The organism is Pseudobacillus sp. 179-B 2D1 NHS (assembly GCF_045370945.1).
GTDB lineage: Bacteria > Bacillota > Bacilli > Bacillales > Domibacillaceae > Pseudobacillus.
Genome location: NZ_JBIQDP010000029.1, coordinates 34,636 through 58,975 on the forward strand (window position 1 = coordinate 34,636; position 24,340 = coordinate 58,975).

The 24,340-nt window shown below is 40.3% G+C and carries 27 protein-coding genes and 1 pseudogene; 9 read left to right on the plus strand and 19 right to left on the minus strand.

From position 1 onward, the window contains the following. The first annotated feature begins 4 nt into the window (after positions 1-4). Positions 5-886 (plus strand): DMT family transporter, encoded by an 882-nt coding sequence (locus tag ACH0BF_RS21445; protein ID WP_120036139.1) that lies wholly within the window; start codon positions 5-7, stop codon positions 884-886. A gap of 67 nt (positions 887-953) precedes the next feature. Here the strand turns inward: ACH0BF_RS21445 and ACH0BF_RS21450 are convergent, their stop codons facing one another. From ACH0BF_RS21450 to ACH0BF_RS21460, 3 genes are all read right to left on the minus strand, one after another. After that, on the minus strand, positions 954-2,219 hold the full coding sequence (locus ACH0BF_RS21450) for an MFS transporter (protein ID WP_340851270.1): 1,266 nt from the start codon (positions 2,217-2,219) through the stop codon (positions 954-956). A 119-nt stretch (positions 2,220-2,338) separates the two neighbouring features. After that, positions 2,339-3,994, minus strand: coding sequence for an amidohydrolase (locus ACH0BF_RS21455; protein ID WP_406910243.1), 1,656 nt, complete (start codon positions 3,992-3,994; stop codon positions 2,339-2,341). A gap of 304 nt (positions 3,995-4,298) precedes the next feature. Further along, positions 4,299-4,778, minus strand: a complete 480-nt coding sequence (locus tag ACH0BF_RS21460) for a hypothetical protein (RefSeq protein ID WP_406910244.1) — start codon at positions 4,776-4,778, stop codon at positions 4,299-4,301. A gap of 634 nt (positions 4,779-5,412) precedes the next feature. Between ACH0BF_RS21460 and ACH0BF_RS21465 the strand changes: the two genes are divergently transcribed. Next, positions 5,413-5,697 (plus strand): NUDIX domain-containing protein, encoded by a 285-nt coding sequence (locus ACH0BF_RS21465; RefSeq protein WP_259455685.1) that lies wholly within the window; start codon positions 5,413-5,415, stop codon positions 5,695-5,697. A 193-nt stretch (positions 5,698-5,890) separates the two neighbouring features. After that, on the plus strand, positions 5,891-6,478 hold the full coding sequence (locus tag ACH0BF_RS21470) for a hypothetical protein (protein WP_120036135.1): 588 nt from the start codon (positions 5,891-5,893) through the stop codon (positions 6,476-6,478). Positions 6,479-6,564: 86 nt separating this feature from the next. Here the strand turns inward: ACH0BF_RS21470 and ACH0BF_RS21475 are convergent, their stop codons facing one another. The 3 genes from ACH0BF_RS21475 to ACH0BF_RS21485 all read right to left on the minus strand — a co-directional run bounded on the left by ACH0BF_RS21475 (position 6,565) and on the right by ACH0BF_RS21485 (position 8,654). Continuing rightward, complete coding sequence (locus ACH0BF_RS21475; RefSeq protein WP_120036134.1) at positions 6,565-6,987, minus strand: YugN family protein; 423 nt, start codon at positions 6,985-6,987, stop codon at positions 6,565-6,567. Positions 6,988-7,102: 115 nt separating this feature from the next. Then, positions 7,103-7,651, minus strand: a complete 549-nt coding sequence (locus ACH0BF_RS21480; RefSeq protein ID WP_120036133.1) for a flavodoxin family protein — start codon at positions 7,649-7,651, stop codon at positions 7,103-7,105. 214 nt (positions 7,652-7,865) lie between these two features. Continuing rightward, the gene (locus tag ACH0BF_RS21485) at positions 7,866-8,654 is read right to left on the minus strand and encodes a PhzF family phenazine biosynthesis protein (protein WP_340851277.1); all 789 of its coding nucleotides are present in this window, start codon (positions 8,652-8,654) and stop codon (positions 7,866-7,868) included. Positions 8,655-8,845: 191 nt separating this feature from the next. Here ACH0BF_RS21485 and ACH0BF_RS21490 point away from each other — a divergent pair, with 191 nt between their 5' ends. Further along, positions 8,846-9,544, plus strand: a complete 699-nt coding sequence (locus tag ACH0BF_RS21490; RefSeq protein ID WP_340851278.1) for a hypothetical protein — start codon at positions 8,846-8,848, stop codon at positions 9,542-9,544. A 53-nt stretch (positions 9,545-9,597) separates the two neighbouring features. Here the strand turns inward: ACH0BF_RS21490 and ACH0BF_RS21495 are convergent, their stop codons facing one another. From ACH0BF_RS21495 to ACH0BF_RS21505, 3 genes are all read right to left on the minus strand, one after another. Continuing rightward, positions 9,598-9,774, minus strand: a complete 177-nt coding sequence (locus ACH0BF_RS21495; RefSeq protein WP_340851279.1) for a hypothetical protein — start codon at positions 9,772-9,774, stop codon at positions 9,598-9,600. Between the two features lie 29 nt (positions 9,775-9,803). After that, positions 9,804-10,706 (minus strand): DUF2935 domain-containing protein, encoded by a 903-nt coding sequence (locus ACH0BF_RS21500; protein WP_120036130.1) that lies wholly within the window; start codon positions 10,704-10,706, stop codon positions 9,804-9,806. Between the two features lie 193 nt (positions 10,707-10,899). Further along, the gene (locus tag ACH0BF_RS21505; protein WP_182917080.1) at positions 10,900-11,061 is read right to left on the minus strand and encodes a hypothetical protein; all 162 of its coding nucleotides are present in this window, start codon (positions 11,059-11,061) and stop codon (positions 10,900-10,902) included. A 459-nt stretch (positions 11,062-11,520) separates the two neighbouring features. Here ACH0BF_RS21505 and ACH0BF_RS21510 point away from each other — a divergent pair. Then, positions 11,521-11,993, plus strand: a pseudogene (locus tag ACH0BF_RS21510) (GNAT family N-acetyltransferase). Between the two features lie 163 nt (positions 11,994-12,156). Here the strand turns inward: ACH0BF_RS21510 and ACH0BF_RS21515 are convergent. Then, the gene (locus ACH0BF_RS21515) at positions 12,157-12,600 is read right to left on the minus strand and encodes a universal stress protein (RefSeq protein WP_120036129.1); all 444 of its coding nucleotides are present in this window, start codon (positions 12,598-12,600) and stop codon (positions 12,157-12,159) included. Positions 12,601-12,725: 125 nt separating this feature from the next. Further along, on the minus strand, positions 12,726-13,160 hold the full coding sequence (locus ACH0BF_RS21520; RefSeq protein WP_340851283.1) for a universal stress protein: 435 nt from the start codon (positions 13,158-13,160) through the stop codon (positions 12,726-12,728). A gap of 201 nt (positions 13,161-13,361) precedes the next feature. Between ACH0BF_RS21520 and ACH0BF_RS21525 the strand changes: the two genes are divergently transcribed. Continuing rightward, positions 13,362-16,106, plus strand: a complete 2,745-nt coding sequence (locus tag ACH0BF_RS21525) for a response regulator (RefSeq protein WP_340851284.1) — start codon at positions 13,362-13,364, stop codon at positions 16,104-16,106. Here the strand turns inward: ACH0BF_RS21525 and ACH0BF_RS21530 are convergent. From ACH0BF_RS21530 to ACH0BF_RS21545, 4 genes are all read right to left on the minus strand, one after another. Further along, positions 16,103-16,516 carry a universal stress protein gene (locus ACH0BF_RS21530; RefSeq protein WP_340851285.1) on the minus strand — a complete coding sequence of 138 codons (414 nt, stop codon included), beginning with the start codon at positions 16,514-16,516 and terminating at the stop codon, positions 16,103-16,105. The two genes, ACH0BF_RS21525 and ACH0BF_RS21530, sit on opposite strands and share 4 nt — an antisense overlap. Positions 16,517-16,616: 100 nt before the next feature. Beyond that, a complete protein-coding gene (locus ACH0BF_RS21535; protein WP_406910249.1) occupies positions 16,617-17,285 on the minus strand; it encodes a response regulator transcription factor in 669 nt (222 codons plus the stop codon). 167 nt (positions 17,286-17,452) lie between these two features. Further along, complete coding sequence (locus tag ACH0BF_RS21540) at positions 17,453-18,676, minus strand: MFS transporter (protein ID WP_406910250.1); 1,224 nt, start codon at positions 18,674-18,676, stop codon at positions 17,453-17,455. Next, entirely contained in the window at positions 18,660-19,433 is a 774-nt protein-coding gene (locus tag ACH0BF_RS21545; protein ID WP_340851286.1) for an alpha/beta hydrolase, read from the minus strand. The genes ACH0BF_RS21540 and ACH0BF_RS21545 overlap by 17 nt, the downstream gene beginning before the upstream one ends. A gap of 142 nt (positions 19,434-19,575) precedes the next feature. Here ACH0BF_RS21545 and ACH0BF_RS21550 point away from each other — a divergent pair, with 142 nt between their 5' ends. From ACH0BF_RS21550 to ACH0BF_RS21560, 3 genes are all read left to right on the plus strand, one after another. After that, entirely contained in the window at positions 19,576-20,460 is an 885-nt protein-coding gene (locus ACH0BF_RS21550; protein WP_120036122.1) for a LysR family transcriptional regulator, read from the plus strand. A 171-nt stretch (positions 20,461-20,631) separates the two neighbouring features. Beyond that, the gene (locus tag ACH0BF_RS21555) at positions 20,632-20,829 is read left to right on the plus strand and encodes a hypothetical protein (RefSeq protein ID WP_120036121.1); all 198 of its coding nucleotides are present in this window, start codon (positions 20,632-20,634) and stop codon (positions 20,827-20,829) included. A gap of 40 nt (positions 20,830-20,869) precedes the next feature. Then, complete coding sequence (locus tag ACH0BF_RS21560) at positions 20,870-21,358, plus strand: spore coat protein (RefSeq protein WP_406910245.1); 489 nt, start codon at positions 20,870-20,872, stop codon at positions 21,356-21,358. 559 nt (positions 21,359-21,917) lie between these two features. Here ACH0BF_RS21560 and ACH0BF_RS21565 read toward each other — a convergent pair. The 4 genes from ACH0BF_RS21565 to ACH0BF_RS21580 all read right to left on the minus strand — a co-directional run bounded on the left by ACH0BF_RS21565 (position 21,918) and on the right by ACH0BF_RS21580 (position 24,069). Beyond that, a complete protein-coding gene (locus ACH0BF_RS21565; protein WP_120036119.1) occupies positions 21,918-22,082 on the minus strand; it encodes a KGG domain-containing protein in 165 nt (54 codons plus the stop codon). Positions 22,083-22,169: 87 nt separating this feature from the next. After that, positions 22,170-22,541, minus strand: coding sequence for a DUF421 domain-containing protein (locus tag ACH0BF_RS21570; protein WP_406910246.1), 372 nt, complete (start codon positions 22,539-22,541; stop codon positions 22,170-22,172). Positions 22,542-22,547: 6 nt separating this feature from the next. Next, complete coding sequence (locus ACH0BF_RS21575; RefSeq protein WP_406910247.1) at positions 22,548-22,664, minus strand: DUF421 domain-containing protein; 117 nt, start codon at positions 22,662-22,664, stop codon at positions 22,548-22,550. A 4-nt stretch (positions 22,665-22,668) separates the two neighbouring features. Then, the gene (locus tag ACH0BF_RS21580; RefSeq protein ID WP_406910248.1) at positions 22,669-24,069 is read right to left on the minus strand and encodes an amino acid permease; all 1,401 of its coding nucleotides are present in this window, start codon (positions 24,067-24,069) and stop codon (positions 22,669-22,671) included. Positions 24,070-24,340 lie beyond the last annotated feature (271 nt).

A 24,340-nucleotide genomic window follows, 5' to 3' on the forward strand; every position in this document is an offset into this window, starting at 1 on the left:
AGAGATGAAACAATATATAGGGGACGGAATGCTGCTAATTACAGCAGTTATTTGGGGAAGCGGATTTGTTGTCACTGCCATGGCACTCGAATATTTAAACGCTTATCAAGTAATGGCAGGAAGATTTACTTTAGCTACACTCATCCTTGCACTGCTGTTTGGATATAAATTTAAAAAATTCACTAAATCGGTCCTATGGAAAGGAGCCGTTTTAGGAACCATTTTATATATTGCCTTTGCTTTACAGACAGTCGGTTTGCAATACACTACCCCTTCGAAAAATGCCTTTTTAACAGCCGTCAATGTTGTGGTGGTACCGCTTATTGCTTATCTCATTTACAAGCGCAAGCTTGATCGATATGAGGTAGCCGGCTCAATCATGGCTCTTGTAGGGATCGGTTTTTTATCATTGCAAGGTTCCATGACCATCAATATAGGTGATACATTGTCGCTTGTGTGCGCCTTTGCCTTTGCCTTTGATATTTTTTATACGAATCTTTTTGTTCAAAAAGAGGATGCCATTTCACTGACAATGATGCAATTCATCACAGCTACGCTGATTAGCATAGTTGTTGTCTTCATTCGAGGCGACATACCAACAACCATTGAGAAAGAAGCGCTATACTCAATTGGATATTTAGCGGTTTTTTCAACAGCGATTGCCTATCTTTTTCAAAATATTGCCCATCAGTATGCCACAGCTACAAAGGCAGCCATTATCCTATCGACAGAGTCATTTTTCGGTATGCTGTTATCTGTTTTAATTTTACATGAAGTATTAACGGCACGGATGGTAATAGGAGCTGTACTAATTATGACAGCGATCTTAATTGCTGAGGTAAAACCAGCCTTCCCTAAAAAACACGTTGTAAAGAACGTGCGTTAGCGACAAATGAGGTAGCTTATAAAGTATAAAAGGAGGAGAGTTGTTTCCAACAACTCTCCTCCTTTTTTTATCTGCTTATTGGAATTTTTGTTTCAATATTCTCTTCCACCCTATTTTCCTTATCCGAAGTAAGTGTAAGGAAAGCTAAACAACAAACAATGCCAAAGGCAACGAGCAGCCAGACGACTCCGTCATAGGAACCGTTAAAAAGATCAATCATAAAGCCGATTGATATCGGAGCAACAAAACCGGCTACCTGCATACCAAGGTTAATCATTCCGACAGCTGATCCACCCACCGCCTCTGGCAGGCGCTTGATCGGCAAGCTAAAAATAACAACTGATAGCACCCCCGCGAACATAGGCAATATCGATTGATAGATCACTAACCCTGTAATCGTCTGGGCATTGAACATTAAATACACCATCACTGCAATTCCTATTCCAGCAACAGCTCCAAACCATTTTTCATTGCCAGACTTGACTCTATCCAGTACATAACCAGCTAGAAGAAAGAAACCAAATCCCGTGACAGCAGGAATCATTTGTAAGATACCTAAAGCCCGCAAATTAAGCCCTCGTTCATTTACCAAATAAGTCGGCACCCACGAGGCAGTTCCCCAGCTAATAAAACCGTAGGCAAAAGAGGCTATCATTAAGCTCCATACAATAGGATTTTTCAACAACACTTTAAATACACCTTTTACCGGGGGCTCGGCTTGTTCAGCCATTGATGGTGAGCTCTCCTGGTGCGGACGCTCTCTTTTCGGCTTTAAGTAATACCAATACAACAAGCCGATTAAAGAGCCGCACACCCCAATGACCACGAACATCATCCGCCAGCCAATTTGAAGAAGCATCGTTGTAGCTAATAAAGGCGCGGCAACACCTGCAATCGTCAGTGCGGAAAGATAAAAAGACATCGCCCGAGATCTTTGCTCTTGAGGAATGGTGGAAGAAATTAATTTTGCCCCTGCAGGGAAAAAACTGCCTTCTGCCAAGCCAAAAATAAAGCGAATGGCAATGAGCGAAGCAAGCGACCAAGCTAATCCTGTCAAGCCAGTGAACAGGGAAAAACCAACGATGGAAAGGAAAAGTATTAATTTAGCACCAAATCGATCAGCTAACCATCCACCGGGAAGCTGCATAATCGCATATCCCAAGAAGAAAATACTTAATATCAATCCTGTTGAAGAAGCGTTCAATTGCAAATCCTTGGAGATGTGTACAATTCCATAATTAATAAGAAAGCGATCCAGACCAGAGATCAAATTACCCATAAATAGCAAAAATATGATCATTTTTGGATTAAGACCATATGTGGATCCGTTCAAATGGATTCCCCCTAAAGTTTATTGGTCCGTAAATAGCTTCAGCATACTGTAAATTGCCCTTAGTCCCTATCTTGCCATGAGAATCAATTTTTTGAGCCATCAGCCTTTTAATAGCCGGTTTAGGAAGTTTTTATCGCTTCATGTCCATAAACTGGTTGTCCGGCAATATAAGTAGCGAGGATGGAAACGTCTTTAATTTCCTCTGGGTGGATTGCTGTAGGGTCTGCCTCCAGCACAGCAAAATCAGCCTGCTTTCCAATCTCAATACTTCCTAAAACGCTTTCAGCAAAGTTTAGCTGGGCTCCGTAAATAGTCATGGCTTTTAACGCTGTGATGACATCAATGCGTTGCTCAGGTCCGAGAATACTGCCGTCCTTTTTCAAACGGTTCACTGCTGCCCACACAGAAAATAACGGTGAAATAGGCGTAATCGGGCAATCAGAATGAAGCGTAAACAACAAGTTGAACTTAATAGCTTCCGCTAACGGACTGATACGTCTTGCTCGCTCTGGTCCTAAAAAGATTTTTTCATGGCGGTCTCCCCAATAATAGACATGGTTAATGAAAAACGAACCAGCTATCCCAAGCTCCCTCATTTTTGCTAAATCCTCTGATGTAGCGGTCTGGACATGTTCAATGCGGTGCCGATGATCGCCGCGAGGATGCTTAGATAAAGCATATTCATATGCCTCTACTATCGAACCAATAGCGCGGTCCCCATTTCCGTGGGTCGCAATCCGAAAGCCGCGCTGATGAAGATCGGCCACCTCTTCATTAAAGGCTTCCTGTGGATGAATCAAACCACCAGTAACATCAGGATTCTGATAATATGGCTGTCGCAAAGCTCCCGTCAACCCCTGAATAGAGCCATCCTGAAACAATTTCGCACTATCAAGTCTGGCCATGCCGCCAGAGCGCTCCCTAATTTCTCTGTCCAGTTCAGCAGCCGAATATCCCTCGAACATGCCTCCTTTACGAAGAAGGTGATGCATAATCAGCAATTGCGTGCGCATAGGGTTTACCCCTTTTTCTGCCGCCTTTAAATGAGCTTCAAAATCATCCTTTCCGAAGATGGCTGCATCTGAATTCGTTGTAATTCCTTGTGCTACGTAGTCCTTTGCCGCTTCGCCTAATGCATTGACCATATCATCTACAGTCAGTTTAGGCATCTGATTCATAACTGGCTGCATGGCAGCTGATTCATACAGCACTCCATTCAAGCGGCCTTTCTCATCTCGTCCATAGTGTCCGCCTTGTGGATCAGAAATCGTGTCCGTTAAACCACCTATTTGCAAAGCCAGTGAGTTGACTGCAGCCAGGTGCCCGGAGGTGTGTGTAATGTAAACAGGATGATGAGGAGCCGCTTGATCTAAATCCTTTCTAGTAATATGACGCTTTTCCAGAAGAAGAGTGTCGTCATAGCCATATCCTTGAATCCATTCTCCGGCCGGTATTTCTTTGGCTTTCTCTCGAATAACCTCCACTATATCGTTTATTGTCCGGTTAGGCGGCGTGCCACAGTTCAACTGGTTTTTCATTTGTCCGTATGCCAAAATATGATTATGGGTGTCGATAAATCCCGGAATAAGCGTGGCTCCTCTTAAATCCACCACATCTGTTTGGGCTGTTATTTCCAATTCACTTTTTGAAGGTTCCTTCTCTTTCCAAATGCCAACAATCCTGCCTTCTGATACTGCGACGGAGCCAGCCCGATGATTTTTGCTGTCTAATGTTAGTACATTGGCGTTTTTAAATAAAAGATCGACTTTGCTCATTTGTCATCCTCATTTCTTATATGGATTTGAATATTTTACGGCAGACTCTACAGACACGGCCAACAAGCTTTCCCTCCTAGTTATTTGATCCTGCTTGATGAATTTTCAATACATTTAAGTTATTAAAATTTTAACGTCTAAATTTTGAATATTCAATAAATTTTTACCGTAAATTTATCTGACTACCTCATAACTATTATCGGGAATCTTAATGAATGGCAGAGAAAATGAGAACGCCAAAAGAATGGATTGGCATATAGTATTTTTTATTGGCTTTCAATAAAATATATCTTACCAACTCCTTCTAACTCTTCTCTAAAAAGGCATCAAAAGTACACATTGCCGGGAAACTTCTCTTGAGTTTTCCAACTAAATCTACCTCATCAGTAGTTACAATGACAACGGTCGTATCAAAAAAACCAAATTCAATTCTTGCTTCTTTAAGCGGAGACTTGTAATTTCTGCTCCAATAGTAACTGTTATCGTTAATAGAAGGAAATTCATTCACTTCATCTATATTAAAATCAAGGCTAACACAGGTAATGACTCCGAATATTAATAGAATGTTATATTCTTGAATAATAGAATAGAGTTCACTTCCTGTTAACACTACGAGATCCCCTTCAAGCTCTGGTAATGTAACCTCCTTCTCTTCATGAAAAATGTAGCCTTCAATATCAGTAAAAACCCAATTAAAGTCTTTAACTTCCTCACCAAAAACAGATAATACTTCGTCAACATAAAAAGGATACGAACCTTCGAAACTCTCTATACAAACTCTCATTTCTTCCCCCTGTTCTCTCCAAAAGAATGGATTTTTTAAGTTCAATCATATATATAAGAGCTGAACGAACCCGCTAACAGCGAATATGGCAGGCAGCCAATAGGATAAAGGCTCCTTGGCTATTGCAGTCTAGACCTCTAAAGTACACAAAGTAAGACTGGTGTCCCACCTTCCTCCTCCTTCACCTTAGCCGCATATTCAAATCTAAAGTTGCCCATATTATCGTACAAAGTATCGTAAATTCTAAAGTGCTCGCTAAAATTAGCTTTTAAATATCATTCTGCTTCCTTGCTTCTTCTTTGGCATTATTCAGCTTCATACTTACAATGATTTTCACTGCAAGCGGACGCTTTCCGTTACAATCGGCAATTGAAAAAAACAGCATGCCTCTTTAACAGAGCCCATTATTTAAGAAAGCAATAAAGCTTTTTCGGGCTTGTTCTTTCTTTATTATTATTGAAATTTGTAAATATCGTCCAGCCTCTCCACAAAATTACTATAAACTATTTGATACTGGTGATCATTTAATTTAGACAGTATTCTATAATTAGACGATAAAAATGAATGTAAGCAGAGGACTGATTACGTGTTTAAATACAATGTTTGTTTTTTTAAAAGTCATGATAGGATCTTAATGTTAAACCGCAAAAAGCCGCCTATCATGGGCGTGTGGAACGGTGTTGGCGGTAAATATGAAGCGGGTGAAACAGAGGATGAGGGTGCCATTCGCGAGGTGTTTGAGGAGACTAGCTTCAAAGTAAATCAATATTATTCAAAAGGGATTATTACCTGGGATACGAGTGATCGAAAAAAAGATGGATTATACGTGTACTTATTTGAAGTGGATCCCGCATTAGGAAATGAACCAATAAAAAAACAAGAGAAGGCATTCTCGATTGGAAACACATCGATTGGATAATGAACCCTGACAATTTAGGGATTGCTGAAATGATCAATCAGTATTTGCCTGTTCTATTAGCCGAAGAAGGCGATTATTTATTCGAATATAAAGATGGCAGGGTAACAGTCATAGAGTAAGAAGATTTATTTAAATGTTTCCCATTCAACCACTTGATTGAATGTTTGACTTTTACAGAAAGGAAGATGATTTTATGAGGACAGAAGAATGGGACCTAACGAACTTTAAGCTGCTTCCTTCAGCTAAACCTCCAATGTTTCACGGAAATACGGTCAGAAAGACGGTCACAGACCACCTTTGGAGGAAAAAATTGCGCCCGGCAGTATTGGAGCAGCAAGGAAAAAAATGCTCGATTTGTGGATGGGTCCCTGCGGCCGGGAAGGAAATGAGGCACCTTCATCTTCACGAGATAGAAGAATACGATTTTGCAAATAAGGTGTGCCATCTCATAGATATCCAACTTATTTGCAGAAAGTGCCACTCATTTCAACACATTATGAGAACTCAATTAGTTTCGACACAGGAGCAATGGGATGACTTGATGCAGCACTTCATAGAAGTAAACGGCTGCTCTCCTGACATCGCAGATCACTTTGATCTTATCATCGCAAGAGCATTACAGCTTGAGGGCTGGCTGAGATTACTTCCTTTGCAGGAAACAATGGGATTAACCCCAAATCCGGTCCGGTATACGATTCATCCCCATCTCCCCTTTGCTGAAGAATTAACCAAACAAATAGAAAAAAAGGGGCTTCTCTATCAACCTGGACTGCAGGGTTAATTGGGCGAGCTCAGAGAAATCAAAAAGCCGGCCTATAAAATCCAGCTCAAGCAAACTGCTATGAACAGTTAAAGATGCTTCTCCTATTAAATTTGGCTAAATTGAATTTCATCGATTATTTGAGCAATCTTTTGCTCTCCTTCTAGGGCCCAATTCGTTTTCCGATGTATTGGCGCATCCTTGTCATCCGGACTTTGGAATTGATCCAACCCGGTGGATGCAAGCGCCGGGCTTTCATCATCATCTAAGCCAATATTGGCGATATGCTTAATGACAAAAGGTGTTTTGAAGACGAGCAAGGCATCATCTTCATCCAGCATGCCCGACTCTACATCGAATGGCAGGCGCAAGTAAATCGATTCTCCCCCATCACTATACAAGGTCGTATCAAACATTCCATGATCAAATTCCCAGTTCCCGCCAATGACGAGCCCATGATGTTCGAATAAGCTACATACTTCTCCGTATAATGCCCTCTTTCCTTCCAATTCCGTTTCAAGTTTAATCATTTTGATCTCTCCTCTGCTGTTATTGATTTCCATTTACCCGCATAGAAATGTTTCAAAACTGCATGAATAGAGGAGAGATAATTGCTCCTATGAAGCGTAGAAGGTTTCGCTTTCCCTAGCTTAACTCCTTTAATCGTTTATTTAATAGTTCTGCTTGTATTAGCGCTTGCTGATCTTGTAAGATATCACCCGGCCGGTTGCCTTCTCCTAAAATATAGGTAGAAAAATGCATATTTAAGAAATCAAACGTATATTGGAATTGCTGGATAAGAGGCAGTCCTTTAATTTTTGGTTCATCGCCGCCGACAGCTAGAACGATGGCTTCTACAGATTGTAAATGTTCAGTGAACTGCGGAAACCGTTCATCCCGGATGGCCTGACTGAGCCGATCAACCATATTTTTCATGATCCCCGACATAGTGTACCAGTAGATAGGCGTAGAAAAGATAACGATGTCACTTTCTAAGAAAGCGTTGATGATGATGTCATAATCATCTTCTACTGATTGAAAGCCGCCCTCCGCGTGACGCAAATCGTGAATCGGTTGAATAAATAAATCCTTTAAATAAATTTTTTGATGTTTGATATCTTTCGTTACTAAATCTGCAAGACGTTCACTATTGCTTTCTTTTCTAGAACTGCCTATAAATGTTGTAATATTCATTGATTTCATTCCTTTCTGTATTGCCTTCTCTTCTTTAACGTCTATCAACTACGTAGTATTTCTCATGAGAAATCTTTAAGATGACATCTGGAAACCTTACACTGAAATTGGTTGTGTTCGTATGCATCATAAACGAACACAGCCAATTTAGGTCTATACTATATGACTCATCATGTGTAAAGAACATCAGTTAAATGAGTTTGCCAGTTTTCTCTTACGATAACTGTCCTTTAATCATCGTAATGCAGTCTCCACTCAATTCCACTGTGTCTCCTTGGATTGTCAGCTTTATTCCGCCCCCGCGCTTTGAGTCTTGATAGGCAATAAATTTCTCTTGGTTTAGGCGGCTGCGCCAATAGGATGCCAAGGCACAATGGGCAGAACCAGTCACATAATCTTCATCGATTCCTATCTTGGGGGCAAAATACCTTGATACAAAATCGTATGTATCTGCTCCTCGGCTAGTAATGATGAGGCCTGATCCTTCTAACTCTTTCACCGCTTCTATATTAGGTATGGTGTTGTGAACCATGTCTTGACTTTCCAGCTCTAAAATATAACGATCTTCTGCCCAGGCAGCTTCTTTTATAGGAAAATTAATAGCCCGCTGCAATTGAGCGGTTGCCTCTACATAAGCGGATTCTTTTATAGGAAACCTTAAACTAATTTGTTGCTCTAATCGCTCTGTTTGCAGGAGACCCGACTTTGTGTCAAACGTAATAACCTCGTCCGGAGAAGAAAAGCCCTCGCTCCACAGAATGTGCGCGGCTCCTAATGTCCCGTGCCCGCACAAATCAATTTCTTTAGCCGGTGTGAACCATCTAAGTTGATAGGTATCACTGTCCCCTTTTGTAATAAAAGTGGTGATCGGCTGATTTAACTCTCTCGCAAATAATTTCATCCATTGTTCCGCTCGCTCTTCTCTCAAGAAAACGATGGCTGCAGGATTTCCTTTAAACGCTTCTTTAGTAAAAGCATTGATCAAATAGAACTGATTTTTCATATACAGTCCCCCTAAATATATTAATTCTCAAAGTCTTCACAGAAAGCGAGTAATAAATCAGGATGTTTCTACTGATCTTTCTATTATACAATGAAATTTGAATACATTTACATTATTGGAATCTCCACTGTAATTAGAAAGAAGGGAAGCTTCCTGAAACAGTGAAAATGCAAAATAAGGAGTGTATAACGATGGATCGGATTTATTTTGTAGATAACCCTTGGCCAAATGGGCATCGAATAGCCCGATTTGAATGGCAGGCTCATTTCAAATATGAAGAAGAAGAGGCCTTAGAAGGAAAAGCAGGATTGTATTTTGATTTTCATTTAGAAACAGCGGATTATGATGAGGATGATTCGGAGGACGATTTAGAAGAAGAGGATCACGAAGAAGCAGACGATTGGCAAGCTAAGATTGTATGGAATAACTATCACAGCTGTACTTTGTCATCCGAAGCTTGGGATAATAAAGGTTTTCGTGTAGGAAGCGATCAGGCACCATTTGATCTGGCCGCATTAGACGGAATGGAATTTAAAATTGATTTTTTATCCGAGAAGCAACAAGAAGAGCTCAATCTAGACCTGACTGCATTTGATGTTTATTTGCTCGGTCACGATGCGTCCGCCTTTCATGAAATCAAATTTACAAAGACTGAACATCAAACTTACCAAATTGACTGGAAAGGAAAGCTGGCACTTGTGTATGCAGGGGATGATGAATTCAAGTATGATTTTCACACCTCTATTTCTTCGGTCTCATTTAGCGGAATTACAATCCCTGATGACATAACAGATGAGGCAGCCTATATACTTCTTAGTCGCTTCGTCAGCAATCCGGCACTATTTGAATTGCAAAATGATCATGGTGAAAGACGATTTATCTTTAAGTAATAAAAGCGCAAAAAGGCCTTCCACTGTTTAATCAGCTCCTGGAGGCCTTCTTGCTAACTGATACCTTTATTACCTGCATTTGGCTGATCGACGCCTCTCACACGGTGCCGCTGGCCATCAACTTTACAATAATAAACATGCCCGCCTTCAACGGAAGTGTCATCCACTAAACCATAAGTATGTTTTGGTATAAATCCATCAACAAAATCTGCCTTTGCAGTCTTCATCATATACTCACTTCTTCTAAAGATAAGAACTGTTAGCGCTGCTGCTCCGCCATTTTCTTATTCAGCCTTTCCTCTAGGACATGAATCATATACAAGAAATGATCCGCCTCCCGCAAAACATGGTCTGCTAATAAAGGATTGATTACATTACGAATCTGGCAAGAGCGAATCAGATCGAGCCCCGTTTTCTTGAATGCTCGCAGTTCTGTAGCAGCATTTTCGCTGTCTTTATTCATTCTGCCGATAATTGGGTATGTTGGCTGTTTATGATACAGCATGGATTCCACATCTCTTGCTTGATTTAATAGTGTCTCAAAATCGTCTCCAAATTTTCTCGCGGTGTTAACTAAGTTCCTTTCAGATTGGTCCAGTAATGAAGAAATAAAGCGGGAATGCTCCATCATGATTCTAAGCCAGAAGACATTTTCATTAATTATGGCATCCTGAATAGGCTCTAAAATTCCCTTATTAAACTTTTTTAACGTCCGCATAAAATACTCGGCTTCCCTTGCAATATGGTCAACAAGTAAAGGAAAATTAAAACCGCTCACTTTACAATTTATGATCATGATTAGTAAATTTCTTTTGAAGTTCCGGAAGCCATGGACTAGCTCTATGCTTTCCTCATTTAATTTTCTTACTAGCGCTACATTGTTTGGCACTTGGTGCGCCTTTTTTTCCTGCTGTTCAAAATAGTAGTGAAACCTGTCTGTTTGCTGTATGAGCTGTGTATCCTTACGATTAAACCCTTCTCCTAAAAACAAAGCATGTTCCTTCATAATCCTGAGCCAAAATCTATTTTCTGTCAGTGAACGCTCAACAAACATCTGTTCAGTAAGAGACTCGGGCTTCGCAGCAAATGATTCAGGAGAGACCAACATCTGATTAAACTGCTCAGCACTAACATGGCCAGGCAGCTGTGGCTGGTTCTGCATATTTCACCCCCATGACTTCCACTTTACTATTCATCATATTTAGCTGAAGATAAGATTATGATGTACATCCCAAACATTTATTATTTAAAAGGCAAATCTGTGTTTTCTTCCATCGGCAGGGCATCCATGTCCCCTCGTAACAAAATCGTTTTGCCATTGCCATTTCCGATGGTTACGACAAGACCGGCTTTTCCTACTTTTTTGGTTTCATTCCCATGTCAGTCAATATTTTTTCAACGTAAGCGACAGTGTTAGGAAGTTCAAATCCAATTTCGGGGTTTTGATGAAGATATCTGCGATAGCCTACTAGCTCATTCCTCATCTCATTTGCCTTTACTAAAATTTCATGACTCATTTTTCTCTCCCCTTTTCCTTTGAAACCTTTGCTCAATTCATAAACATATGCTTTCTGCATGGCCGCTAAAAACAGCTAGGCATGCTGCCTTATGTGTGAGCGGTTAACCCGTCTATCCATTCCGGCAATCGCTTTCAAAAAAGCACAGCTTATCTGCAGATTGATTTTTTTATCCACTTTATTAGATTGCAATCTTCATGACAACCTTTAACCCCTTAAGGAACCTTGTGATTGTAAGGTTTTATACAGAAAAGTAAAGTTTTTTACTTTTTGAGAGGGACAAATTTTCACCCCTTTATTTTATTAACTGTGAAAATCCCTCCTCATGTTCCATGCTCTTAAGTGCACAAACAACGAAACAAGCATCTTTTTCTTTAATTGAAGAACGAAAAAACCACATGCATTCCACTTTACGGTAAAGTGGAATGCATGTGGTTTCTTACACAATTGGAGAGATAAATGAAAATTCGTTCAGTGATAGGTCCTGATTATTACACCATTTCTCCCCTAATCAATGAATGGTGGGGAGGAAGGAATATGGCTGATATGTTACCAAAATTATTCTTTGACCATTTTACATATACAAGTTTCATGGCAGAAAAGGATGGCAAGCTTGTGGGCTTTCTAATAGGCTTCCTTTCTCAATCCCACCCAAATGAAGCCTATATTCATTTTGTTGGAGTTCATCCTGATTACAGAAGGCATGATATTGGAAAGCATTTGTATAATCATTTTTTACTGCCGTTATGCAACATGGCCGAAATGTAGTCCGCTGTATAACCTCCCCTGTCAATAAGGCTTCGATTGCCTATCATGCCAAGATGGGCTTTGCTATTGAAGAAGGCGATAAAAAAATCGATGGCGTTTCAGTTTACTCTAACTATGACGGACTGCATCGAGACAGGGTTTTATTTGTGAGACATTTAGTTTAATCAAGTGCTCCTTCTCAAGTGAGGAAATACGTTTGAGCTTTTCCTATTTTTCTAAGTACAGTAAAATCCCCTCTCACTTCCAGTGTAATGCCTGCAAACACTGGAAGTGAGAGGGGATGACCATTTATTCACTGCTCGTTTACTTCAAATAGGTTCTTTTTCTCTAGTTATTTCTTGTCCTTGCAATCAGGACATCACAGGTAGCATGACGGATAATCGCTTCTGATACACTTCCGATTAATAATCTTTCTACCGCATTTAAACCCGTTGCCCCTACAACAATCAAATCTGCTTCATATTTGGCTGCAATGTTTTTTGGAATTTCCATTCTAGGAGAGCCAAACTCAAGGACTGTGCTAATATTCTCTGCGCCAAATTTTTTTGCTTCTTCTTTATAGTTATCAAGCATCTCGCGACCATGTTTTTCTGCCTCAGACACGATAGAACGCTCATACAATTCCAATCTAGTAAGATATCTAAGGTCCGCTACGTGAACAATAATTAAGTGGGCATTATTTTCGGCTGCCATGCCTGCTGCTTTTGTTAATGCCCGCTTTGCTTCCTCTGATCCATCCACAGCGACGAGAATGTTTTGGTACTTTTCCATAAGTATCTCCCCCATAAAAATGTTGTGTTCTCGGTTCTTATAATAGAGGACAGAATGTTCTTCAGGTATCGGGATATTCCCTGATTCTGCATCAATACTTGCTTATCTAACGCTTCTTTTTATGATTACTCTCTCGCGATTAAAACATCACATGGGGCATAGCGAATAACTGCCTCCGATACACTTCCTAATAAGAAGCGCTCTAGTGCATTTAAGCCAGTCGCGCCTACGACAATCAGATCCGCTTCATATTTTGTCGCCACCACCCCCGGAATCTGTCCTTTGGGAGAACCAAATTCAAGAGCCGTCCTAACGTTCTCTACACCAAATTCTTTTGCTTCCTTTTCACAGCGGTCAAGCAGCTCCCGGCCGTATTCCTCTGACCCTGCTGTAATGATATCTTTGTATTGCTCTACCGGAAGGAAAACTGTAGCATCTACTACATGCACAATCGTTAAGCGGGCCTTCTGGTTAACTGCCATATCTAATGCTTTTGCGAACGCCCGCTGTGCTCCCTTCGAGCCATCCACAGCGACGAGAATATTCTCGTACTTTGTCATATATATCTCCTCCATTATCTTCTTATTGTTCTTCATTCCATCATATAAAAAAGAACACCTTTCGGGTATCAGGGCATTCCCTTAGTTACGATGAAATTTCCCTTTATTTCCTGATTTCTAAACACAGATTTATGGAATGGCCCATTATTTTTTTGTAAAATGAAACGAAAAAGAACGCTTGCTAACGAAAAGGAGAACACAATGAATCCTAAACAGGAGCATGGATGGGAACAAATTGCCCAATTGGTCATTGATCATGTAATAGACGGAATTATTACGATCAACCGGCAAGGACTTATAGAATCATTCAACCCAGCTGCAGAAAAGATATTTGGCTATTCTTCTGGGGAGATTATTGGAAAAACAGTAAATACATTAATGCCCGAGCCTTATAAAAGCCAACATGATACGTATATCGACAACTACATGGAAACCGGTGACGCCAAAATTATTGGAATAGGGCGTGAAGTAACCGGGAAGCGCAAAGATGGGACCACTTTCCCGATGGATTTAGCTGTTACACAGTTTTTCATTGAGGAAGATATGCATTTTGTAGGTATTGTAAAAGACATTACAGAAAGGAAAAAAACAGAAGCAGCTTTGGAAAAAGCACTCAGAGATAATTTTGAGCACACGGTAAAAAACCTGCAAAATCTAATATTTAAATTGAAAAAAGATAGAAACAGAAAAATCGTTTATACGTTAATGGCAGGACAAAACGCTCAAGAAATTGGCTTGACGACCATGAACACTTTAAACAAAACGCCATCTGACATCTTTCCTAAACATGTAGCTATGGAATTAGAAAGCTATCATGAACGAGCCTTTCAAGGAGAAAATGTAAACTATGAATGGTCGTTTGCCGGAAAGGTATTTTACATCTCCCTTTCCCCTATTTTTGAAAGCAACTTTGTCATCGAGGTAGTCGGATCTGGCATTGATATTACAGACCGCAAAAAAATGGAAGAGGCGCTAGCACTAGCCCGAGACCACGCTCTTGAAGCTTCGAAGTTAAAATCACAGTTTCTTGCAAATATGAGTCATGAAATCCGGACACCGATGAACGGTATTATTGGAATGGTTGATGTATTAATGGATACACCCCTCAATCATAAGCAACGGGAATATATCAGCATTATTCGAGATTCGTCTCAAGCTCTCCTGACGATTATTAATGATATTCTTGATTACTCCAAAATGGAAGCGGGAAAAATGACGATAGAGCACGTCTCCTTCACCCCTACTTCATTAGTGGAAGGAATTGCAGAAATCTTATTGCCAAAGGCTCGCCATAAAGAGATATCGCTTCTAACCTATATAGATCCTTCCATTCCAAACGTGCTTATTGGTGATCCCGGGAGGCTGCGTCAAGTTCTTTTGAACCTTTCCGACAACGCCGTTAAATTTACGGAAAAAGGAAATGTCCTTATACGCGCGATCTTAAAGGAAGTCAAGGACGGGAAAGCCGTTATCCATTTTGCCATTATTGACACAGGAATTGGCCTTTCAGATGAAGAACAGGATGGCTTGTTTCAACCTTTTGTCCAGTCAGACGGTTCGACCACTCGCAAATTCGGCGGGACTGGCCTTGGACTGGCCATATCAAAACGGCTAGTAGAACTGATGGACGGAGAGATAGGCGTAGAAAGCGAGAAAGAAAACGGATCAACTTTTTGGTTTAACCTGCCGTTTTCGATCGAGGAGTCATCTAAGCAAATGGAACAGCGCATGGTCGATATGCCCTTGGAGCATCTGCGCCTATTAATTGTAGATGATCATCCAGAGGAATGTGAGATTTTGCAAAAGTATGTTAGCTCATGGGGAATGATGAACAAAAGTGTTGATAATGGCATCGATGCACTGGCAGAGCTGCAAAGAGAAGCTGTTAACGGACAGCCTTATCACCTCGTTATCGTTCATCTGGAGAATCTCGGAATGAACCCTGCTACGTTTATCCAAATCGTTAAGCAAACTCCCTATTTGTCAAAGCTTCATCTCATTTTAATTAATGATTTTAATGAACAAAACAACGATTTAATTGTCTCTGAGTATGACGCATGCCTTTCAAAGCCAGTGAAACAATCACAGCTATTCGATTGTATAGTCAGCCTAGCCCATCCTCTACCAAAAAAAGGCACAAATGAGGAAAGGAAAACGAATAGCATGACCGGTCAGCATGAAAGAATAAATAGGAACCATCCAATTCTTCTAGTAGAAGACAACCCGATGAATCGCAAGGTGGCCTTATTTCAATTAGAAAAACTAGGGTATACAGCGGATGTCGTTACTAACGGGCAAGAAGCCGTTAAAAAAATAACTACACATGACTACGCTTTAATTTTAATGGATATTCAGATGCCCATAATGGATGGAATAGAAGCGACAAAAGCAATCCGAAACAGTCCCTCGTCAGAGAAACGAATACCAATCGTCGCCATGACCGCCAATGCTATGAAAAGCGACAGAGAAAAATATTTGAAGGCAGGCATGGACGATTATTTAAGCAAGCCGGTCAAACTTGAGAAGCTGCGTGAAGTCCTTGAGCATTGGATGCCGAAAAGCGAGTCGTCTCTCCCGGAGACAAAAGTGGATGTACTTAGTAAGGGTCAGGAAAGTGCCCCTATTGCTATCCATCAGCTGGAGAAAAGCTACGGAGACAGCAGCATGGTAAAGGAGCTTCTGGAGATGTTTTTATCAGCAACTCCAGATTTAATGGAGCGCCTTCATCAATCGATTGTGAAACGTTCAGAAGATTTGGCTGTAAAAACTGCGCATAATTTAAAAGGCTCTGCAGCTATCATTTATGCAGAGCAATTCACCCAATTGAGCAAAGATATAGAACAAGCGGCCAAAGCAGAAAATTGGGATACAGCTTTATCCACTTATAAACAGCTCGTGCAACATTTCAGACACTTACAAAACTTTATACAGCAGTTAAAATATTAATCCTCATGGTTGTTCTTTAAAGTGAAAACAGGACATTTTGCTTTTTGTGTAATTAACTTTACACTCTCTTCACTTGCAGTCTTTGCAATAACCAACAAATCGTAGCAATCCGACTGGGTGATTAAAGCGATTTCTTGGGAAGGGTTCCCCATTCGAACCATTTTCTTGTGGTTTATTTGTAATTCGTTGAGATAGTTGCCTGCTTCCTGAAAAAATTCTGAGTAGTCATGAAGCTTCTCCGCAAGCTTCACTCCCTCCTGAAAAACTTCCTGCAGATGGTCGGAAACAGGAAGGATATAAAGAAAAGTAATGGTTGCTGTGGAAGGGCCGGACTCGCACTTTACAACACGCTTAACAGCTTCTAGTGCATGCTCGGCATTATCTGCATAGACCAATATATTGTTATCCATACTTCATCCTTTCCTTTCATAACTTTTTATTTATTATAAAGGCAGAAAACACAAAAAAATATCAGGGCTTTCCCTGATATTCTCTGGTTCGTTATATAGTTTATAAGGGATGATCAAGACTGAGCATCCCCTTTTTCATTGCATAGGCAACTAGCTCATGTCTTTTTTGAAGGCCAAGCTTATCCATTATCCGGCTTTTATGAGTCTCCACCGTTTTTACACTAATATATAAGATCTCAGCGATTTCTTTATTGCTGTAGCCTTTTGCAATGAATACGAGTATTTCCTCTTCCCGGTTGCTTAACAATTTATAGGTAGAAAGATCTTCCCCGCAGTTCACTCGTTTCAAAAAATCTTCCACTAATGATTTAGCTGCAGAGGGATGCAAGTAAGCTTGCCCTTCCCATACGGCATTAACGGCGGTAAGCAATTCTGAATCAAGTGCGTTTTTCAAAATATAGCCTGAAGCGCCTGCTTGCAGCACCTGAAACAAATAATCTTCATCATCATGCATGGTAAGTATTAAAACCTGGGTTTCAGGAAGGGATTGTTTTAATTCTCGTGTGGCTTCTAAACCATTTTTGCCAGGAGGCATGCTGAGATCCATAATAACGAGGTCCGGCTTTAGAGACAACGCCTTCTCAACAGCTTCTTGCCCATCAGCCGCTTCACCCACCACTTCAATATTTTCCTGCTTTCCGAGAAGCATTTTTACACCCATTCTAACGATAGCATGATCATCTACAATCAAGGTGCGAATAACCTGCATCACACTTTACCTCCCCTGCCTCTAAACCTCTGTCACTTGTATTCTATCATTTACCAGCAAAGGTGACGAGCCAAATCCGGTTAACTATAATAAGTAAAAAGAAGGCTTTTAACAAGGGGATAGAGTAGGGATTAGCTTCTTTCTCTATTACCCAATCCCTTTTCCTATCAGGCCTTGGATAGTTTTTTTACCCTTAGAACTAAAAGAAGAGAGATGATTAATAACCCTATAGTAAAGCTTGTCACTCCAGACCACCCAAAGAGCGACCAAAACACACCGCCTGTTGCTCCACCGACACTTGATCCTAAATAATAGGCAAATAAATAAAGGGACGAGGCTTGAGCAATATCGTGCGTGGCATGTCGGCTTACTAGCCCGCTCGCAACAGAATGGGCGCCAAAGAATCCGAATGTAAATATGACAATACCAATCAGTTTATAAAATATTGGTATGGGCAAGGTCAGTAACACACCGCACAGCATAAGCACCGTGCCCGTCAGTATCAATAAAGGGCGTCCATACCTGTCAGCAAGTATGCCAAACCAAGTTGAACTAAATGTGCCTACTAAATAAACAAGAAAAATCCAGCCGATAATTGTCATGCTTAAATAATAAGGCGGTTCCGTCAGCTTAAAACCAAGATAATTAAACACAGTTACAAAACTACCCATCAAGAAAAAAGCGATTAAGAACAATGACACTAAGACCGGGTCTTTCAAATGAGACATGAGCGACCGGAACAGCGGCCTTAAAGCTAATGGCTGTGAGACAAAATGCTTGGAAGGCGGAAGCGCCCACATAAAATACACACAGGCAATTAGACTGATGCTTCCTAGCAAAATCATACCTGCTGTCCAGGAAACAAGATCAGTTATCGTTCCCATAAGCACTCTTCCTGCAAGTCCACCGATGGAATTTCCACTAATATAAAGACCCATGGCCACACCTAAGCTTCTTCCCTCTATTTCTTCCCCTAAATAAGCCATAGCAATAGAAGGAATTCCAGCAAAAGCAAACCCCTGTATAATCCTCAGCGTAAGAAGAAGCTTAAAAGACGGTGAAAATGCGACGACCAAAGTTAACAGAGAGGCTATGACAATGCAAATGGACATGATATTTTTTCGTCCCCATGCCTCGGAAAGAGAACCGAAAATAAGCAGACCAAATGCCAGCGAAAGTGTAGTTAACGATAAAGACAAGCTGGCCATTGTTGGTGTGACATGGAACTCCTTCGTGAAGATTGGCAAGAGCGGCTGGGTAATATATAGGTTGGCAAACGTAATAAAACCAGCGGCAAATAATGCAAAATTAGCTTTTTTGAAGGCTGGCGTGCCTTGTTGGATATGCTCTTTGTTCATGGCAGCCTGTTTGTCTTTACTCATGGTTATCATCAGATTCACTCTGTCTTTTCCATTCGAGGGAATCTAGAAACACACGGACGTCTTCATACACCTGTTGGCGTTCCTTCCCTAGTGTAATAATATGACCCGAATCTTCATACCAACGAATAAGCTTATTTTCTACATTCACTGTATTGAAGATAATATCCGCACTTTCTCTATAGACAGGATGGTCCAATCTCCCCTGCAAAACAAAAACAGGAGAGGCAATCGCCTTTAAGCTATTTTTCACCTGACTAATAAGTTGCTGTAAGTCCTGCAAAGAAGCCACTGGCATGTTAGTGAAGTCTTTCATTTCAACTCGTATTTGTCCATCACTTTTCCCTTCAAATTTTTTATATCCTTCTGCGTAATCGTTCACACGTCTATATAAACCCTCGATATCTTTTGCTAAGACAGGGGCACATATCGAGACAACCGCCTTCACTTTTAAAAAAGAAGCCAATTTTAAAGCGAAGGTTCCTCCCAATGAAATACCAATAACAGCGATTTCCTCATATCCCTCTGAAGTCAGATGGTCATACCCATCTACTGCATCTCTCCACCAATCTTCAGGACCTGTTTGAATGAGTCGATCTGGATCTGCTCCATGCCCTCTATATAAGGGAGCATGACAAGTATAACCGTATTCCTGCAAATACCTTCCGAGCATTTTGACATCAATCGTATTGCCGGTAAAACCATGAAGTAAAAGAACAGCTCTTGTCTTTGCCTTATACATAAAAGGCTTTGGTACAACAATTTTCATGTTTATAACTCCCTGTTAGTCATCTGTTGTGAAATCTGTAGATTTTTATTCCTCTATATAAAGAATACAAAAGTAAAAACAATAAATATAATATATAATTTATATTGTTTTATAAATTATATTTATAGGTAGGGATTTAAAGATGAATATACACGCACTTCGCTTATTTACAAAAGTGGCTGAATTGAAAAGTGTTTCCAAAGCAGCAGCTATCCTTAGAATTAGTCAGCCAGCTGTTACCATTCAAATTCGGAATTTAGAAAAAGAAATGGGATTTACGCTAATTGAATCAAAAGGAAGAGGAATCACCCTTACACCTAATGGTGAGTTTCTCTATAAACAAGCACAGAGACTGTTTGATCTGGAGAATGACATAGAAAATAAGATAGACCAAATAAAAGATTCAGGAGTAGATGACTTAAATATTGCCGCCTCCTACGTGCCGGCCAATTTCCTATTGCCTAAATGGTTGTGTCATTACAAAGAAACGTATCCATCTGTCATGATTAATGTAAAAACAGAAAATACACAGCAAGTCATCGAGCAGCTGCTTCACTATAAAGCCGATCTAGCTTTCGTTATTGAAGAAAGCAAGCATCACCCCGATTTGGATTATCAATTCCTAATGGATTTGGAATATTGTTTTATTGTTCCCTCCCATCACCATCTTGCTGAAGAAACCATTTCATTTGAAAAGTTAATGGATGAGCCATTTATTTTAAGGGAAAAAGGCAGCTCCACTAAAGATTTGTTGCTTGCCTTATGCAATCTTCATAAAACCCCTCTGCCAAAGATCGGCATGCAGCTATATGGATTAAATGAATCGATCCGAACAGTTGCCGCGGGTTTTGGCGTCATGCTGGCTCCCTCCATCGCTGTAGCCGACTATATTCAGCAAAAACAGGTCGCAAGGGTCTATGTTAAAGATATTGATATTAAGCGGCCTACCTATCTTTGTACAAGAAAAAAGGAAATCGACATGCTGCCTCATGTCTCTCATTTTGTGGACATTGTCATGAATAATTAATGCTTTGCTTATCGTTGTGTAATGGACTAAATTTACGAACAGCTTAAAACAAAAGATGAGCGATACACGGTGCCCTGTAGAAAAAGGCAAATAACTCAGTACAAGCATCCATACATCTGTCCTCCACCGTACATATCTTAACAGTAGATAAATGATTAAGGAGGGGTTTAAGTGGCAGGGAAATTTGGCAAACAACAGGATTCAATCACAAGAACCAGTATGGACCTTTTGATTGGTGAATTGTTTAAGAAGCATGGGGCAAAAATGAACAAACCAAAACTAAGTGCACGTGAAAAGAAAGAATTACAAAATCTCTTAAAAGATTTAAAAAAGAACGTAGAGAATCTAACAAAAAATGTCGAGAAATAGGTCATTAGGAAAAATAAAAAATGATAAGGAGAAATAAAGAATGAAGGAAAGTAGGGTATGGGCCGGTGAAGCCCCTGAAGTGCAGGGTATGGATCTAACTGAAAGAAGATGCCATAGAAGTTGGAGTGCGTTAGACCCCTCATCAAGTCATCCATTAAGCAATGAGAATCAGGATTTAACTGGGACAATTGAAACAATCCAACAATCTTTTGAGCAGATTATCGTCATTGACTCGGCAGATGTGGAGATTGTAACAACTGACACACAAGCTTCACTCTCTGTGCAAGTAGCGCTCCAAGCTGCCATCGCATTAGTTATCAGCATATCAATTGCGGATAGTGAAAAAGCCGAAAGAATTACACAAGATTTATTGGGAAGACTAAAATCAAGCCAAGTAAATCGGCAGCAAACATACGTTGAGAACTCAAGAGGCGTCAGAATTACAACAACTGATACTGACCTAGTTGTAAATATTCAATTGCTGTTGCAAGTCCTCATTGCACTTCTTGTAAGAATTAACATTTTATAAAGTTTTTATTACTCTCTTTTGTGTCCCCTTATGAATAGCACTAGTAGAATAAGATCCATCGCAGAATCATTATATTAGAAAATAAGGAAAGAGAGAATGATTGGTTATATAGATGAGAAAGTCATCAGTGTGTTGATGTGTGCTTCTCTTTGACTGTCAAGATATCCCACGAAAAGTCATTTAGCAAGCCAGAAACACAAGCACTCCCCAGGATCATGTTTAATAGACGTTGCTCTTTGGATTTAAGTCCTCTTTAAATGCTTCCTACTCAATACACTCTATCACAACAACTTATTAATACGAGTCTGTCTAAGCTGCGGTACCGCATAATCTCTGTTGTCCCCTATAACAAGACAAGATCATAAAATGCTTTTCCCCCTTATTCCTTAACTATCATACTTTGAAGGCCAGGTAGTCCGCCTGGCTTTTTTACCTTTTCTCTAAAGATTATTTTTCCTTTATGGAAATATATTCAAACCCATAGGAACGATGTTTACTATAGAAAAAAGAAGCTGTTCTAAAAGTCATGTTTACTGACTAATAGAACAGCTTCCTCATTTTATTTATTATCATCGTCGTTCTCACGCTGTTCAGCGCGTGCTTCGCCGCCTTTTTCTCCGATTTCCTGGTAAAATTCCTTGCCATGTTTACGGGCTGTAGTCTCTCCGCCTTTGCGGCCAGCCTCTTCGACTGTCATTTTATCTTTCTCATTGTTATTAGCCATGAAAGACTCCTCCTTCTATCTATTTTCTTCCGTCCTACGCTTTTCCCTTTTCTCTATTTCCTTAAACCAATGTTAATCGAATAGCTATCATTTAACCTTTATATTTAAATCGCCCTTTGTAACCGGTTCAAATGCCGCTTTCTTTTTGACTGTTATACTTCCATCCTTTTCTAAATACGCATGTTCCACTTCATTGATGGAAAAGATGCTTTGCTTTCTTAATGCTTCTTTTAAATCTCTCAAATCTAGGCAATTCTTTTCGAGCATCTTATGATCAAGTTCTCCATCACGAATAATTAAAACTTCCTTTCCAGATATAAAAATTTCCACCTTATCTGTATGAAACATAATTTTATCAAACAGTAATTTGATCGCACACCATGCCAGGAGCATGATCAACACGACATACCATTTCACTTGTGGATCATAAAGGCCGTTTCCAAATATTTCCGAAAGCATAATACTTCAGATAAAGTCAATAGGAGTCAAATTAGAGATTCCTTTTGTACCTGTCCACTTCATACAAATCACAAGAGCCACAAAACCACTGGCAAGTTTAATTAACATCATTCCAAGTCCCATCTTTTTACCCCCTTCTCTCTTTTGTAAAGAAAGCAGAAGCCAAGAAGATCATTAGAACAATTCCCAGACTGATAAATAGGCCATATCGCTCATTAGCTCGGAGAAGCGCGCCGCATAGAACAAAGGCAATTAATAAAATTCCAGTATAGGAGGTAAAAGGTGCCCCCGCCATTTTAAAAGTGTGTACAGCTTCCCTGGTCATATAAGTCTTCCGGTGTTTAATTTGGGAAGATAAAATGATACACCAATTCAAAATCAGCGTTACTCCTGCTGCGGTGGTTAGATACTCATACACGGTACTCGGCAGAAAGAAAGAAACAATAACAGACGCAGCCAGCCCGGATATTCCAAGGATCAGCGCTCGCAAAGGAACTCCTTTTTCGGTTATATGAGACAACGACTTTGGTGCATCCCCATCCTTTGACAAGGAGATTAAAACCTTTGTAATAGAAAACAGCGACCCGACCATCGTTGAAAATGCCGCACTAATAATAATGATATTAAAAATGGTCCCCAAATAAGGAATCGGGAAGTTTGATAACGCTGTTACGAATGGACTCTCTCCCTCGCCAATCTTCGTCCAAGAAACCATTGATACAACCATAAAGAGAGAAAGGACATATAGACATACTAATGTGATGATTAAAGCAATCCCTGATTTACTGACATCTTCCTTATGCTTAAGCTCGGTGGAAGTCACTCCAATGACGGCAATTCCCCCAAAAGAAAATAGGGCAAAAATAAGAGAAGACCACCAGCCGGTAAAGCCGTGCGGAAACATATTAGACATATGAAAAACAGACCCTGCATGCATCTTGGCGGCCCCCGGGGAAATAACCCCTAAAAGAAGCAAGACGCCAAACAAGATAAAAATCACTAAAGTGGACAATTTAATCACAGCAAATACCGTCTCGACTTTTCCGAAGTTGCTCATCCCTAAAAGATTGATTCCAAGGGCGAGCACCGAATAAATAATCGCAAAAACCCATAATGGAACATCGTGAAACCAGTACTGAGTGAAAATGGACAAAGCTGTCACTTCACTCGACATAATCAGCACACCGGAAATCCAATACATCCATCCGCTGACAAATCCCATCCGATGCCCAAAAGCGAGTTTGGCATACGTCCGGAATGAGCCTTCCTGAGGATCGTGAACTGACATCTCCGCCAAAGCACTGAAGGCCAGGAACGCAATAATCCCTCCTAAAAGATAAGCAAAAATCATAGAAGTGCCGGCCGTCTTAATGGTAAGTCCCGTCCCTAATAAAAAACCCGCCCCGATAATCGAGCCGATGCCAATCAGCGAAAGCTGCCACCACTGGATTCCTTTCGTGTTCCCTTTCGCTTGTTCTTGCTTCTTTGTCTCATTCACCATCTGCTTGACAACATGTTCATTATGCATTTTGCACCCTCCTCGCGTTGTGTCTGCTACTCCTTTAGACCGCCTTCTAGAGGAATAAACATTAAAAACAAGAAAGATGACAGAAATTCGCTTTTACCTCAGCAAGTTAAAAGGAGCAAGGAATGGCAAGAAATCAGAGCAGAGGCCATTACTTCTTGCTAAAGAGAATAAAAAAAGCCAAGAGATGCAGTCTTGGACTGACCCCATAAAGTGAGACAAATAAAAAACACCTTTAAGTTGAAAACGAGTATGGGATACTCGAAAATAACTT

Coding starts and splice junctions, on each gene's coding strand:
- ACH0BF_RS21500 (WP_120036130.1), bottom strand. CDS start 10,706: ATGCAGAACCAGCCACAGCTGCCTGGCCATGTTAGTGCTGAGCAGTTT.
- ACH0BF_RS21530 (WP_340851285.1), bottom strand. CDS start 16,516: ATGGATAACAATATATTGGTCTATGCAGATAATGCCGAGCATGCACTA.
- ACH0BF_RS21525 (WP_340851284.1), top strand. CDS start 13,362: ATGAATCCTAAACAGGAGCATGGATGGGAACAAATTGCCCAATTGGTC.
- ACH0BF_RS21475 (WP_120036134.1), bottom strand. CDS start 6,987: ATGATTAAACTTGAAACGGAATTGGAAGGAAAGAGGGCATTATACGGA.
- ACH0BF_RS21445 (WP_120036139.1), top strand. CDS start 5: ATGAAACAATATATAGGGGACGGAATGCTGCTAATTACAGCAGTTATT.
- ACH0BF_RS21545 (WP_340851286.1), bottom strand. CDS start 19,433: ATGAAAATTGTTGTACCAAAGCCTTTTATGTATAAGGCAAAGACAAGA.
- ACH0BF_RS21455 (WP_406910243.1), bottom strand. CDS start 3,994: ATGAGCAAAGTCGATCTTTTATTTAAAAACGCCAATGTACTAACATTA.
- ACH0BF_RS21515 (WP_120036129.1), bottom strand. CDS start 12,600: ATGGAAAAGTACCAAAACATTCTCGTCGCTGTGGATGGATCAGAGGAA.
- ACH0BF_RS21540 (WP_406910250.1), bottom strand. CDS start 18,676: ATGATAACCATGAGTAAAGACAAACAGGCTGCCATGAACAAAGAGCAT.
- ACH0BF_RS21520 (WP_340851283.1), bottom strand. CDS start 13,160: ATGACAAAGTACGAGAATATTCTCGTCGCTGTGGATGGCTCGAAGGGA.
- ACH0BF_RS21465 (WP_259455685.1), top strand. CDS start 5,413: ATGTTAAACCGCAAAAAGCCGCCTATCATGGGCGTGTGGAACGGTGTT.
- ACH0BF_RS21535 (WP_406910249.1), bottom strand. CDS start 17,285: ATGCAGGTTATTCGCACCTTGATTGTAGATGATCATGCTATCGTTAGA.
- ACH0BF_RS21470 (WP_120036135.1), top strand. CDS start 5,891: ATGAGGACAGAAGAATGGGACCTAACGAACTTTAAGCTGCTTCCTTCA.
- ACH0BF_RS21575 (WP_406910247.1), bottom strand. CDS start 22,664: ATGGGACTTGGAATGATGTTAATTAAACTTGCCAGTGGTTTTGTGGCT.
- ACH0BF_RS21565 (WP_120036119.1), bottom strand. CDS start 22,082: ATGGCTAATAACAATGAGAAAGATAAAATGACAGTCGAAGAGGCTGGC.
- ACH0BF_RS21485 (WP_340851277.1), bottom strand. CDS start 8,654: ATGAAAAATCAGTTCTATTTGATCAATGCTTTTACTAAAGAAGCGTTT.
- ACH0BF_RS21505 (WP_182917080.1), bottom strand. CDS start 11,061: ATGAGTCATGAAATTTTAGTAAAGGCAAATGAGATGAGGAATGAGCTA.
- ACH0BF_RS21550 (WP_120036122.1), top strand. CDS start 19,576: ATGAATATACACGCACTTCGCTTATTTACAAAAGTGGCTGAATTGAAA.
- ACH0BF_RS21480 (WP_120036133.1), bottom strand. CDS start 7,651: ATGAATATTACAACATTTATAGGCAGTTCTAGAAAAGAAAGCAATAGT.
- ACH0BF_RS21495 (WP_340851279.1), bottom strand. CDS start 9,774: ATGATGAAGACTGCAAAGGCAGATTTTGTTGATGGATTTATACCAAAA.
- ACH0BF_RS21570 (WP_406910246.1), bottom strand. CDS start 22,541: ATGCTTTCGGAAATATTTGGAAACGGCCTTTATGATCCACAAGTGAAA.
- ACH0BF_RS21460 (WP_406910244.1), bottom strand. CDS start 4,778: ATGAGAGTTTGTATAGAGAGTTTCGAAGGTTCGTATCCTTTTTATGTT.
- ACH0BF_RS21580 (WP_406910248.1), bottom strand. CDS start 24,069: ATGCATAATGAACATGTTGTCAAGCAGATGGTGAATGAGACAAAGAAG.
- ACH0BF_RS21490 (WP_340851278.1), top strand. CDS start 8,846: ATGGATCGGATTTATTTTGTAGATAACCCTTGGCCAAATGGGCATCGA.
- ACH0BF_RS21560 (WP_406910245.1), top strand. CDS start 20,870: ATGAAGGAAAGTAGGGTATGGGCCGGTGAAGCCCCTGAAGTGCAGGGT.